The 13,460-nt window shown below is 45.6% G+C and carries 15 protein-coding genes; 1 reads left to right on the top strand and 14 read right to left on the bottom strand.

Annotated features, from left to right (window positions below):
• Positions 1-55 precede the first annotated feature (55 nt).
• The 7 genes from DXA20_RS04735 to DXA20_RS04710 form a co-directional block, all read right to left on the bottom strand.
• Positions 56-1,471 (bottom strand): hypothetical protein, encoded by a 1,416-nt coding sequence (locus tag DXA20_RS04735; RefSeq protein WP_118559487.1) that lies wholly within the window; start codon positions 1,469-1,471, stop codon positions 56-58.
• 17 nt (positions 1,472-1,488) lie between these two features.
• Positions 1,489-2,322: a DivIVA domain-containing protein gene (locus DXA20_RS04730; protein WP_118559486.1), complete on the bottom strand. Its 834-nt coding sequence runs from the start codon at positions 2,320-2,322 to the stop codon at positions 1,489-1,491.
• Between the two features lie 92 nt (positions 2,323-2,414).
• Positions 2,415-2,681 carry a hypothetical protein gene (locus DXA20_RS04725; protein WP_022306836.1) on the bottom strand — a complete coding sequence of 89 codons (267 nt, stop codon included), beginning with the start codon at positions 2,679-2,681 and terminating at the stop codon, positions 2,415-2,417.
• A gap of 1 nt (position 2,682) precedes the next feature.
• Positions 2,683-3,264, bottom strand: a complete 582-nt coding sequence (locus DXA20_RS04720; RefSeq protein ID WP_022306837.1) for a cell division protein SepF — start codon at positions 3,262-3,264, stop codon at positions 2,683-2,685.
• A 27-nt stretch (positions 3,265-3,291) separates the two neighbouring features.
• Positions 3,292-3,987, bottom strand: a complete 696-nt coding sequence (locus DXA20_RS04715; RefSeq protein WP_022306838.1) for a YggS family pyridoxal phosphate-dependent enzyme — start codon at positions 3,985-3,987, stop codon at positions 3,292-3,294.
• Positions 3,988-4,014: 27 nt separating this feature from the next.
• On the bottom strand, positions 4,015-4,179 hold the full coding sequence (locus DXA20_RS16115) for a hypothetical protein (RefSeq protein WP_158577138.1): 165 nt from the start codon (positions 4,177-4,179) through the stop codon (positions 4,015-4,017).
• A gap of 23 nt (positions 4,180-4,202) precedes the next feature.
• Positions 4,203-5,441: an HlyD family efflux transporter periplasmic adaptor subunit gene (locus tag DXA20_RS04710; RefSeq protein ID WP_118559485.1), complete on the bottom strand. Its 1,239-nt coding sequence runs from the start codon at positions 5,439-5,441 to the stop codon at positions 4,203-4,205.
• Between the two features lie 146 nt (positions 5,442-5,587).
• Between DXA20_RS04710 and DXA20_RS04705 the strand changes: the two genes are divergently transcribed.
• A complete protein-coding gene (locus DXA20_RS04705; RefSeq protein WP_118559484.1) occupies positions 5,588-5,788 on the top strand; it encodes a DUF378 domain-containing protein in 201 nt (66 codons plus the stop codon).
• Positions 5,789-5,888: 100 nt separating this feature from the next.
• On the opposite strand, the gene DXA20_RS04700 is transcribed toward DXA20_RS04705, so the two are convergent.
• From DXA20_RS04700 to DXA20_RS04670, 7 genes are all read right to left on the bottom strand, one after another.
• The gene (locus DXA20_RS04700) at positions 5,889-6,905 is read right to left on the bottom strand and encodes a D-alanyl-D-alanine carboxypeptidase family protein (protein WP_158577137.1); all 1,017 of its coding nucleotides are present in this window, start codon (positions 6,903-6,905) and stop codon (positions 5,889-5,891) included.
• A gap of 4 nt (positions 6,906-6,909) precedes the next feature.
• Positions 6,910-7,317: a methylglyoxal synthase gene (gene mgsA / locus DXA20_RS04695; protein WP_022306842.1), complete on the bottom strand. Its 408-nt coding sequence runs from the start codon at positions 7,315-7,317 to the stop codon at positions 6,910-6,912.
• A 47-nt stretch (positions 7,318-7,364) separates the two neighbouring features.
• A complete protein-coding gene (locus DXA20_RS04690; protein ID WP_022306843.1) occupies positions 7,365-8,585 on the bottom strand; it encodes an FtsW/RodA/SpoVE family cell cycle protein in 1,221 nt (406 codons plus the stop codon).
• 16 nt (positions 8,586-8,601) lie between these two features.
• Positions 8,602-8,895, bottom strand: a complete 294-nt coding sequence (gene minE, locus DXA20_RS04685) for a cell division topological specificity factor MinE (protein ID WP_022306844.1) — start codon at positions 8,893-8,895, stop codon at positions 8,602-8,604.
• Positions 8,896-8,971: 76 nt separating this feature from the next.
• Positions 8,972-9,760: a septum site-determining protein MinD gene (gene minD / locus DXA20_RS04680; protein ID WP_118559482.1), complete on the bottom strand. Its 789-nt coding sequence runs from the start codon at positions 9,758-9,760 to the stop codon at positions 8,972-8,974.
• Between the two features lie 87 nt (positions 9,761-9,847).
• Positions 9,848-10,564 (bottom strand): septum site-determining protein MinC, encoded by a 717-nt coding sequence (gene minC / locus DXA20_RS04675; RefSeq protein WP_118559481.1) that lies wholly within the window; start codon positions 10,562-10,564, stop codon positions 9,848-9,850.
• Between the two features lie 32 nt (positions 10,565-10,596).
• Positions 10,597-13,455 (bottom strand): penicillin-binding transpeptidase domain-containing protein, encoded by a 2,859-nt coding sequence (locus DXA20_RS04670; RefSeq protein WP_118559480.1) that lies wholly within the window; start codon positions 13,453-13,455, stop codon positions 10,597-10,599.
• Between the last annotated feature and the right edge of the window lie 5 nt (positions 13,456-13,460).

Below are 13,460 nucleotides of genomic sequence, written 5' to 3'. Positions count from 1 at the left end.
CTGCATCTGGTCTGGCAGTAATTATTAGCAGCCGAAATATTTCATCCAATCTGTATTATTCCTCTGCATCAATCATTGTAAATGGACTCACACTCTTTGTCTCCTCCGGCATAACCTCAGAAGCAGGATCCTCCGGCTTGGTTACTGCAAATTCATCGTCTGCGGCCGGAACATTATCAAACTCACTTGGTGCGGTAAAAAGCTCACCCGGTGCCTGTGGAATTGTTCCGTTTGCTGTTGGATCTACACCGCTGATCCCTGCAGCGAAATCATCCTCCGCAGACTCTTCTGTCTTTGGTGCCGGATCCGGAATTGAATATGTCATATTATCTGCAGAACCAAAGTATGTCTCATTAGTTACATAGGTGTCTGTGTCATATGTCTCCTGAACAGTTGGAAGCTCATCCGTTGTCTCCTTGCTGCTGTCAGTATTCAGGGAAGCCATCGCCTCTGCTGCAATCGTATCAAGATCAGCACTCACATCAGGCTCTTCCTTCTTGGCATCCAGCTTGCTGAAATCAGGCATTGGAACAGCATGTGGTACAACCGGCTGTTCCTCGCTGACAGCATCTAATTTACTAAAGTCAGGCATTGGGATCTCATGTACCGGTGTACTCTCTGCCTCTTCCTCCTCGACCGGCTCAGCCTGAATCTCCACAGACTCCTCTGTGGTTGCTGCCGGAACAGGATCCGGAATTGAATATGTCATATTATCCGCAGAACCAAAGTATGTCTCATTGGTTACGTAGGTATCTGCATCGTATGTCTCCTGAACAGTTGGAAGCTCATCCGTTGTTGTCGGAGGAATCTCCTTTGTCTCTGTGCTGTCTGCAACAGATTCTTCCGTCTTCTCCGTCTCAGCCTCAGCAACAACCGGTGCAGGTGTTTCTTCAGCTTCCTTTGTCTCCTGCTCTGATGAAGAAGCTTCCCCGGCAGTCTCTGTCGTCTGTCCCGGTACAAAATCATCATAAGAGGTTCCGAGCATGTTGTTTACTGCTGTAAATGGATTCTCAGATGACTCCTGCTTCATCTCCTTTAAAGCCTCTTCGGCAATGGAATCAATCTCTTCTAACTTGGACTGGATATCATCTGCAGACTTCTCTGCCTCTGTCTCCTCCGGTACCGTATAAGAAGCAACTGCTTCCTCTGCTGTAACATGAATACCGGAAGCAACCTCATCAACGGATGGAGTCTCAATATTCAAAGAAGAAGTTTCTCCTGAAGTTTCCTCCTCAGAAGCCTTGTCTTCTGCCTCTTTTAAAAGCCCCTCTGCAAGAATGTCAGTCTCCTCAGCCTTTTCTTCCTCTTTCCTCTCAGGAGCCGTGTCCTCAACCGGAAGGTCAAGCTCCCTGGTGTGTTCCTCCATATCATCAACACTCTGCTTTGCAGCAACCTGCTCCTCAGCCATTTTAACCTGCTGGGACTCTAACAGCTCCTCTAAATCTGCTGTGCTCAGATCCTCATCCTGCAACTGCTCTAACTGCTTATTCAGAAGATCGTTAAACTGCTGTTATATTCATCATAACAGCCCATCAGCTTTCTGACGATACCGGTAAGCTCTGCAATCTGCTTGCCGGACTCTGCTAATTTCTCCTCTGTCTTCTCGCGTGTATCCTTGATCACTTCATCCGCTGACTGCTTTGTATCTGCCATAATGCGGTCTGCACGTTCCTTCGCATTATACATGATATTGTCTGCTTTCTTCTCAGCTTCTGCAACAAGCTCGTCCGCCTTCTTCTGTGACTCCTTCTCAAGTGTATCTGCTTTCTCCTGTGCCTCGCTTGTCACCTTCTGAGCCTTCTCCTCAGCCTCCTTTGTGACAGCCGCAGCCCTCTCCTCAGATTCCTTTGTCAGCGTCTCTGCCTTTGTCTCAGACTCCAGCTTTAATGCGGCAGCAGTTTTCTCAGACTCCTTCTTCAGAGAAGCCGCACGCTCCTCAGACTCTCTTGTAAGCTTATTTGCCTTTTCCTGTGCATCTGCTACTAACCCGTCTGCACGCGATTTTGCCTCACGCAGCATTACCTCAGCCTTTGCTCTGGACTCCTTCTCAACCTGCGCTGCCGCAGTCTTGGATGTCTCCAGCGTCTCGGATGCTGTCTGCTCAGCAAGCACCAGTGTTTTCTGCAATGTCCCCTCCATCTGCTTATAATACTGGATACCCTCACTCAGCGTCGTGATTTTCTTTTTGAGATCGCTATTCTCCTTATAAAGCTGTTCATAGCTGACCTGAATTGATTCAATAAAATCGTCTGTCTCCTTTTTGTTGTATCCTCCCATAGTGGATTTCAGTACATGATTTTGAATGTCAATCGGTGTAAGCATACAATTTACCTCCTCTGAAAATTATAAAATGTTCATATAAATGGCAAAATCATCATTTTACCCTTGTTTTCCGCTACATTACGAGCACTTACCTATACGAAACAGGAACAAAGTTCCTGTAAATAAGTCAGTATTATGATCAAAAGATACGGACATAGATCAAACTTTGCAGTGCACAGGATTGAATGCTTCACCAGCCACTGCATCGGATACCACATGGGTGTCATTAGAACGGCGATCAGCCGAACAATGCTGCTGCCAAACGGCATCATTACAAGAATGTTGCGAAGCAGATACAACAAAACGATGACATCCAGCACAATGAAAAAACATTGAAAGGTATAAAAAACCAGCCGCATCTTAGAACTCCTTGTTCAGTGTCGGAATCCCAAACTCATCATCTCTGGAAAGCTCCAGATAATCTCCGGAAATGTCAACATTTTCCGGAGAGAATATAAAGATATATCTTGAGATCTGGTGCATTTTACCGGAAATTGCAAAAATGCATCCTGAGATGAAATCCATGATCCTCTGTGCTTCCATAATGTCAATTCCTTCAAGATTGACCACAACAGCACGCCCCTGAAGAAGCATCTCACACGCATCCGTTGAATCCCCAAAATTCTTCGGCTTGCAGATGCATACCTCTAACCCCCTGGCAGTTGTCCGGATCGGAACTACCTTATTGGATGCTGTACGTACAGAAGTTCTTCTTGGCTCCGGCGCCGGCTGACGGGACTCCCCTTCCTCCTCATCATAACCGGAACGACGACTGCTCTTTCGCTCAGAACGTTTCTGACGTCTCTGCTCTTCCGCCAGAAGACTTCTCTCTTCCTCCTCATCGATATCGTCCTCGAAATCATCCTCATAGTAATCGTCATCATAGTCCTCATCGTCTCCGAGTCTCAATAACTGTAACAGATTTCCTAATGGATTCGCCATAACTTTACCTCCCGATGTCTCTCACATCTATTTTATATCGTAATTTCTCTCTCCGAAAATTCCTGTGCCGACACGAACATGTGTCGCACCTTCCTCTACGGCAACCTGATAGTCACCTGTCATTCCCATAGAAAGAACACTCATATCAACATTATCAATGTTTTTAGCTCCAATGTCAACCGACAATTGCTTTAATTGACGAAAAATACTGCGATTTTCTTCCGGATCTTCGACAAAAGGCGCTATCGTCATCAATCCGCGAATATGCAGATGCTCCAGTTTTGAAATCTGACGGACAAGCTCGAGTGTATCCTCCAGCTTGAGACCGAATTTGGATGCCTCCTGTGCCACATTGACCTCCACCAGAATATCTACATGGGTATTGCGCTTTACGCATTCCTTCTCGATTGCCTCTGCCAGATGCAGGGAATCAACCGAATGGATCAGGCAGGTTCTTCCGATGATATATTTGATCTTATTGGTCTGAAGATGACCGATAAAATGCCATTTAATATCCTTTGGCAGCACCTCATACTTCTCCTTAAGCTCCTGCGCCTTGTTCTCACCGAACTCGCGCTTTCCGTATTCATATGCCTCCTGTATCATTTCTACCGGCTTGGTCTTACTGACACTGATCAGTGTCACCTCGGAAACATCCCTTCCGGAACGTAAACATGCCTGCCGGATATTTTCTTCGACATTTTGTAAATTATCTTTGATCATGGTAATTCGTCCTTTCCCAATGTAGTATCAATATATGATGTCGTCCTCTCGGATCACCTTAGGATCCAGAATAATGTGATCATACGCCGACAATCCGCCGGAAGTATCCTTCTTGATGATGCTGTATTCATTATTCTGATAAGCGATCTGGATCGGGCGAAATTCGCAATATCCCTTGTTACAACAATACACGCCGTCTAGCTCTGCAAGCTCCGTCAGCGCAAGCTGTTGGTTCCTGCGGTATCATCCGCAATCTCGGAACCGGCATCAAATGCATCTGCCGAAATATAACAGGTTGTCTCATCAACCATCTCGCCGTCACTGTTCTTTACCTTCGCGGTAATCTTTAAAATCTGTGGATACCGGGCGGTATACTCCGGTGTCCCGTCCTTTTTGTAGGTTACCGCAAGGACACCCTCTCCCTTCTGTGTATTCACCACATACTCTTCCGGGATCTTATAAAACTTCTTCTTCAAAATGGAAGACCGTGGAATCTTCAATCCCGCCTCATCGTTCATTTTGATCTCCAGATCAATATAACGGTTGTTGATATACTGGATCATATAACGCTTCAGATCTATCCGGGCATAATACCCGCCATCCATGGTAAACGTGGTTACCTGCGGTGTCACCTTTGCCTGGATCTTCTTCAGCGTCACCGTGACGGTCTTATCCTGCTGGATATTTTTGAACTGCTCCTTCGATAACGGAAACACAACCGACCAGCTCTCATTCGTCACAAGACGATAGATCGGCGTCCCCGCTTTGACTGATTCTGTCTGACGTAGCTGCTTGGTCTCATCTGACGTACTCTCAAAGGTCTTCGACGTGATATGATTCATGTCAAGAGCCTCCAGCCCGTCCGATGTATAAGAAATGATCCCACTCTCGCCGGCACTTCCAAACTGAAAAGACCCCTGTGAGCCCTGCTCCTTTAAGATCTGTGTTACATTGTCTAAAAGCCTTGCATTGGTCAGCTCCGAGATCGTGTTATCAAGATTATATTTGAAGCTGTAGATTTCTTCAAAATGCGAGGTACTGTATGCTGCACGGTACGCAGCAATCTCACTGCGGATATCGCTGGTGTTCTGCGAGGTCAGCTTGACCTCTCCGGTCTGTGTTCCGGACAGCTTTTCATAAATCTGACCGGTCTGGTCAATGGAATAGATCTTCGTTCTGGCACCCACCTTCGTTCCGTCGGCAACATAATAATTGATATATCCCTCCTGATCGCTTGTGACCAGCTTCTCGTTTCGCAGGATGATCCCGCGCACCAGATTATCGTCTGCGATCTTTTTCTCGGTAACCTCGTAGATCGACACATTTTCCCTGGTCATAGACATGACACCCTGAAAAAGGACATATATGGCAAAAAGAACCAAAAAAGCTCCTGTAAACTTTGCATTTTTGCGTTTCATTTTAACGACATTGCCGGAACGGCGCTTTCCTGCCACAAAATCCCTCCTTCCGAATCTGGCTGTTTTAACCTTTTTATTATAGCTTTTTTTTCTGATTTTGACAAGATAAGTGCATAGAATTTCTACGACATGGGAATGCTATGGATGTATCATTAATCGGATACAGAAAGGCATGGTGTTTTATGAAAACATTAGATTATATTATCCTTGTACTCATCATCATCGGTGCTGTAAACTGGGGGCTTATCGGATTTTTCCAGTTCGATCTTGTCCGCGTGATCTTCGGAAATATGAGTATGTTTTCAAGGATCATCTACGCAGCGGTGGGACTTAGCGGTTTATATGCCCTCAGTTACTTCGGCCGGATCCGCTCCGCAATGTAAAAAAGCCAAACAAATGTTTTAATTTTCAGGAATTGCTTTGCAATTCCCGATGGCATTTCGCTGCGTTACGTCACTTTTCAATGCACTGAAAAAGAGAGGATCATTTTCCTCTCTTTACATATTCAAGCATATGATTCATCTGTGTATACATGGAATATGATGAATCTGCCTTCAAAATCACTGAAATATAATCCCGGTTCTTTTTGTCCTGCGAATACATGATCAGACAGGAACCCGCCTTGATCGTAGTTCCGCTCTTCCCTCCGATCACCGTAAGCGGTTTCGGTGCCTGCCTGGACCCGGTCAGATAAGGATCGGTTGACGTGATATCAAGACTCTGCTTCTTGCCCTGTGCATCCGTCCATTCGGCAGTATACTTCGTACACTGTAAAAGCTCTTTAAAATCGTCGTATTTTAACAGCTCATGAAAAATCAGATAAAGATCATACGCTGTCGTATAATGCTGATCATCATGAAGACCGCTCGCATTGACAAAATGGGTTCCGCTGGCTCCGATCGCCACCATCTCCTGATTCATCTCAGCCGCAAAATCCGTCTCAGAACCGGAAATATGCTCTGCGAGCGCAACCGCCGCATCATTGCCGGAATACACCATCATACCGTATAAAAGATCCTTCACGGAAATTTTATCGCCTTCTTTAAAGCCGCATAATCTGGCGCCGGGTTCTGTCACATGGGATGCATTATAGCTGATCGTCACCGTATCATCGAATTTCGCATACTTAAATGTCATCAGTGCCGTTGCAATCTTGGAAACACTTGCCGGATACTCACTGGCATAAATATTCTGGGCATAAAGTGCCTTATTGCGGGTATCATCGATCAGCAGTGCTGCATCTGCCGTGATCGCCGCATCCGTAGCAATATTCTTTTTCTTGGGGATAACACAGATATCCTTTGACAGATATCCTTCCTCCTGTGAGGAGGCGGTATCCGTACTGTCTGCCTCTCCCTGATACGCTGTCTGAGTATCTGATACCGGAACAGTATCTACACTGCAGCCTGCCATGATCCCACAACAGACAAGCATCGTCAGAATAACACACACAGCAGGTATTCCCTTGATTCCGGATTTGTTGTATCTTTTTCTATTCACAGAACTATTCCTCTTCTTTTTTAATGACTTCGCGCCACTCAAGATCTCCATGCTCCAGAGCCTTTACCAACAGCTCTGCCGTTGCCAGATTGGTTGCAAACGGAATGTTGTAGGTATCGCAAAGATGGATCACATTCATCACATCCGGCTCATGGGACTTTGGTGACTGCGGATCTCTCAGAAAGATCACCATATCAATCTGATTATGCTCGATCTGGGATGCAAGCTGCTGTTCTCCTCCCAGATGACCCGCAAGATACTTATGCACCGTCAGATTCGTCACTTCCTCGATCAGACGTCCGGTCGTACCGGTAGCATAAATCTCATGCTTGCTCAGAATCCCGCGATACGCGATCGTGAAATTCTGCATCAATATTTTCTTTGCATCATGTGCAATCAATCCAATGTTCATTTGTTCACCCCTCCAAATAATTTTTCTGCCTTCTCCTGTAAAATATGCTACAAACTGAAATCGATGTCAACATCGTCCATATCTGAATAAGCCTTTCGCATGGTAAAACCACCCTTTTTCGTTTTGGCAGGCTGTATGCCTATATTGATAACAAGCCCTATACCGATCATCGATGACATCATTGAACTCAAACCGTTACTTAAGAACGGCAGCGGCAGACCGGTATTCGGAAAAAGAAATGTCACAACGCAAATATTGCTAAACACCTGGAACATAAACATCGCAGACACCCCAACCGCGATCAACATTCCCAGAAAATCCTGTGCCTTGCTTGCCACACGGAAACACTTAAAGATCAAAATGCCAAACAAAAGCAATACAAGACAGCATCCCAGAAAACCAAATTCCTCTGAAATAACGCTCCAGATAAAATCACTCTCCCGGATCGATACACTGGAATATGCTCTTGAACTGCCGGCTCTCGCACCATCCTTCAAAAACTTGCCATACAATCCACCTTCTGCGATTGCATTGACTGAGGACTTCTGCTGTCTGTTCAGATCGACAATACGCTTCACGGTAGAATCCTGATTCTTGAACGCAAAGACACGGTCATACTGATATCCCTGTAGCAACAGATTGTGGGGCTGCTGCACATACCAGTACAGAATCAGCGTCACCGGAAGTCCGATAGAAATGATCGGCACCAACACACGGTAGGAAAGACCTGCCACAAATGTCATGACCGCCATCACAAACAAAATAACAAGACTTGATGACAGATCCGGCTGTATCACGATCGCGCCAAACGCCGGAAGGGTTATAAGCACGATCCATATGACCGCCTTAAACTGATCTAACTGCTTCCTGATCTTGCAAAACAACGTAGCCAGCGTCAGGATAAATATGATTTTGAGAAGCTCTGACGGCTGAAAGGTCAGACTCCCGATACGGATCCATCTGGTCGACCCGGTATCAAGATCCGTTCCGATGCCCGGGATCTTCGTCAGAAGAACCAGAACAACACCAAACACAAAATAGATCGCGACAAATCTACATATAAAATGATAATCCAGGACCGACAAAAAAGCAACTATAAATAACCCCATTACCATACCTATGAGCTGCCCTCTCATATAGCCGGCTCCCTTTTCTACGCCGCCTGCCAGCTTCAAAGTAAATGCGCTAACCAGACACAAAATTACAACAATGATGACCAGAGAATAGTTAAAATTGCGCCAATCATATTGCTTTAATCTGTTTAACATGTATGTCTACTTCCTCTCAATGCTGCTGTGATCTTCTAAAATTTCTGGAACCCTTGATCGGGATATTCGCCATAACCGCATTCACCGGTGTTGAACCATCCTCAAGCTCCATCTGCTTCACTTTGATATCAAGACCATCCACATCAATCTCCACATACTTTGAAATAACCTGAATGATCTCGTTCTTCATCTGTTCCATGATTTCCGGCGAGCATACTGCCCGATCAGAGGTGATGGCTACCTTCAGACGATTCTTAGCGGTTTCTCCGCTCTTTACGTCACTCTTAAAAAAATTTGAGAAAAAACCCATTCCAAACCTCCATCTACGCTGACAGACCGGAACACCCGGCAGACAGCGAATTTATCCTGTTTATTGAATATGAAACTTATTTCTTTAATATAGCTGCCAGCTTCTGGAATAATCCCTTCTTAGCGTCAAAATCCGTAAAATCTACCTGCTCACCGATGATTCGCTTACAAATATTCATATAAGCCTGTCCTGCCATGCAGTCAGAGCCTACAAGCGGCTCACCGTTATTGGCAGAAATAACGATATGTTCATCATCCGGAACTACACCGATCAGATCAACCGCCAGAATGTCCACAACATCATCGCTGGACATCATATCGCCGCTCTTTACCATATCAACACGAAGACGGTTTACAATAAGATGTGTCTGTCCGATCTCATTGGCCTCGAGAAGACCGATGATACGATCTGCATCACGGACAGCGGATACCTCCGGTGTTGTTACGACCAGAGCACGGTCAGCACCGGCAATGGCGTTCTTGAATCCCTGCTCGATTCCTGCCGGACAATCCATCAGTATGTAATCAAACTCTTCCTTTAATTCATCCGCCAGCTTCTTCATCTGCTCCGGTGTTACTGCGGTCTTGTCCTTTGTCTGTGCAGATGGCAGCAGATAAAGGTTCGGGTAACGCTTATCCTTGATCAGAGCCTGCTTAATGCGGCAGTTATTTTCCACAACGTCAACCAGATTGTAAACGATACGATTCTCTAATCCCATGATCACGTCAAGATTACGAAGTCCTATATCTGTATCGATCAGAACAACCTTCTTTCCCATCATGGCAAGTCCGGTTCCAACATTGGCTGTGGTCGTTGTCTTACCAACGCCGCCTTTTCCGGATGTGATTACAATAACCTCTCCCATTTTTATTTCCTCCTAATTTTAAAGTGTTAGTCTATGATGCACTGCCAGTCTGCAGTTACATTTCCAAATAATACCGTCTCTCATGTGTTATGACAGACGTATGTCACTCATAACATCCTTGTCAAGCGGCTCAATATAAATATTGCCATCCTCCCAAAATGCTATTCTGGTCTCCTTCGTCTTGGAACGGCGCGGAGACTCGTCCGGCGATCTTGCGATCGTGTCCGCAATACGTATCTGTACCGGTTTCATATCTAAGGCTATCACAAATGCGTCAACATTTCCAGCAGAACCGGCAAAAACATTTCCCTTCAGGGATCCGAGAATGATCACATTTCCCTTGGAGATCACCTTTGCACCGTTATTGACATCTCCCAGAATGATAATGCTCGTCTCAACATCCAGCACCTGACCGGAACGAAGATTTCCCTTGAAAAAGAAACCGGTGCCATTATCGTTCTGAAGCATATTGGCTGCAGTTTTCTCTGCCACCGCAGACGCACTTCCTGATTTCTCCTGCTGGAGAGCCTTTGCAAAGGCAGCCTCTCTCTCCGGATTCTCATCAAGCACGCACACGATCTGAAGCTCACAGTTATCCTGAATCGTTGCAAGGATTTCATCCTGCTGCTTCTCATCGAGCTCGCGCCCCTGAAATGCAATTGCTTTCTTGGCATCCCCCCAGAACTGTGCGGAGGACTTAAACTTCTCCGCCACATCTTTTACGATGCTGTCCCAATCTGCCTCCGGATCCAGTCTCAATATGATTCCTGATTTGGATCCGGTTATTTTTACTATATTGTCCATATCATTGCTCCTGTTCTTGTACAATAGATATCTTAATCGTTTGTTCCTGCATAATGTGCAACCGAGGTTGCCTTGCCTCCGGACAGTTTCTTACCGCCAAAGTAATATTTATAGACATCCCTTGCGCATTCCATCGCATAGGTTGATGTATATCCGTTTGGTATTACACAGCTTACGGAGATCTTCGGATTCTCATATGGTCCGTAGGACAGGAAATATGCATGGTTCGGATGCAGTGTATTCTGCTGTGCCGTACCTGTCTTTCCGGCGAATTTCTTCTTCATGCCGGCAAATATACTTCCATGCTGTGCACCGTTTACCACCCGGTACATACCGTTGTGTACACTCTGCCAGGTTGACTGCGCAACATTGACTTTATTGCGGACCTTTGCAGAATTGTTGAGTATCGTCTTGCCATTAACGTCCTTGATCTTATCCACAAGCGTCAGATCATAACAGGTTCCGCTGTTGGCGATCGTTGTCACATATCTTGCCAGCTGGATCGGTGCATACGCATGACTACCCTGTCCGATCGCAGAACGAATGATATCTGATGTCGAAAAGTGAGGTGATGACTCCGTGATCTCAACACCGGACTTGTCGGTCAGACCAAACATATCTGCATATTTCTTCAAACGGGCAAGTCCGCCGCTGTCATTGACTCTGCCATTATGACCATTGCCGAGACGATATCCCATTTCATAGAAAAACACGTTACAGGAATGCTCCAGAGCTCCCGCCACAGTCAGATTACCATGAGAAGAACTGCTCCAGCAGCGTGGAGAACCGTAAGACGGTGCCTTTGTGAAGCTGACCGTGTCGTAAACCGTACTGCTTGGCGAGATCACTCCCTCCTGCAGGGAAGCCACAGAGGTAACCATTTTGAAGGTGGAACCCGGTGCGATCTCCTGCTGGGTCGGTCGGTTCAAAAGCGGTGACGCCGTACTGTCCTTCAGATATGTGTAAAAGTAATCCGAATCCACCTGATTCGCCATCTTGTTATTATCGTAGCTCGGATATGTCACCATCGCCTTGACATCACCGGTATTGACATCAGTTATGATAATGGAACCGGAGCACGGATCCAGTCCGAGCTGTCCCGGTGTGATCTCAAGCTTCTTGATCTTGCGGATCAGGAAGGAATACGGTGATGTAATTCCCTGACGCACCTGATTATATTCCTGTGCATTATACTTTATGTCACCCTGATCAAACAGGAGCAGACAGATATCTCTGCCTGACAGCTCATAATGATAGATCATGTAACTGTAAATCATTTTTGTAAACGCAGTATCATTTTCTAATAAATTGATACCATAGTCAACCAGTTTTTTGTAAATTTCCTGTGTACTATAAAAGTCGTTCCCGATATCCAGCTTGTCCAGATCGATCCACTGCTGTGAAATTGCATACTGCAGATACTTGCTCAGGCTGAGTGATCCGTTGGCGTAGCTTTTGTATGTGGCATCCGATGTATCCACTGCTTTCCGGGAGCTGTCAGAATCACTGCTATTTGTAATGACGATTGAATTATCTTTTAATATGGAATAAAAAGCATCCAGAAAATCATTCATATCGGAAGAAAGAGTCTTTGCCGATGCCGTGCTGTCCGCTGCCAGAAGGTGTCGGATTTTGCGCACGATTGTTTTCTTTTTGGCTTTGTATTTTTTTAAGGTTGCCTTCTCCAGCGAGGAAGCATCCTCATCCGTAAAACGCTCCACATTGACAATGTTATTCTGGATGATCGCATTGTACACATCGTAGATCGGTACCTTGATGTCCTTCGTGGAATGCCCTCTTGTTCCGGCGTCCATACTGTTATTGATATTAGCGATCAGAATACCGGCGATCCGCTCCTCCAGAAGATGATAGCACTCCTCCTGCAGCTTTGCATCGATCGTCAGATACAGATCATTTCCTGCAACCGGATCCTTCGTTGTCTTCTCAGAGATAATACGGCTCGTTCCACCATCGACCGTAATCTCACGGCTTCCCTTTGTTCCGCGCAGATAATCCTCATAGGTGCTCTCAAGGCCGGAAATACCGATCTGATCATCTACGGAATAAATAGATTCCTTGTTCTCTTTATTCAGTTCCTCCAGCTTCTCCGCTGAGATGGAACCGGTATAACCGAGCATATGTGCAAAATACTTACTCTTCTTATAAACACGAGAGGTGTTCTGATCAATGTCAACACCCGGCAAAAGTTCACTGTTCTCTTTGACAGCCGCCACTGTCTTCTCATCGACGTTCTTGGCAAGAATGATGTCCTGAAACTTCGCATAACGGTTGATAAACATCGCATAACGCACCGCCAGAATATCGATCGCCGTATCCTTATCATAAGTTTCCGCAATCTCAAACTTCTTAATGAGATAATCATACATCGCCTGCGGCGTCGTATCCTTCTGCTCCTGTGTCAGTGCCTTCACGCCGTTCTGCACAGAGTATGCATCCGCCAGATAACGCTCCAGAGAGCTTCCCTCCACCTGATACTGCAGCTTGCCGTGATCATACGCCAGATAATAATCCACAGAAAGCTCACTACCATGCTTCTTTAAGATATAAAGCAGACGGTAGATCATCGTGTTCTTCTCTTCGTCCGTCATACCCGTCAGCTTGGAGGTCTCCGAAAATACGATATTATAAGACAGCTTGTTATAGGCAAGAAGTGTTCCGTTACAGTCATAAATGTTACCGCGGGTCGCCTTGATATCCTTTTCCTTGATGGTATTGCTCGCACCACTTGCGATAATACTGTCTCTGTCCACGATCTGAAGTTCAAACATACGATTGATCAGAATGGAAAAAAGAAGCATAAAAACAACCGTAACCGGCAGCAATCTTGAATTGAAAAATGCTTTGATATAATCCTTCAAAGTGTCTAACACGTTTC

Origin of the sequence: Roseburia sp. AM59-24XD, assembly GCF_003478445.1 — a bacterium.
Taxonomy (GTDB): Bacteria; Bacillota; Clostridia; order Lachnospirales; family Lachnospiraceae; genus Jutongia.
Note: the sequence above shows the minus strand (reverse complement) of the source record. Positions and strands in the feature narration are given on the sequence as shown.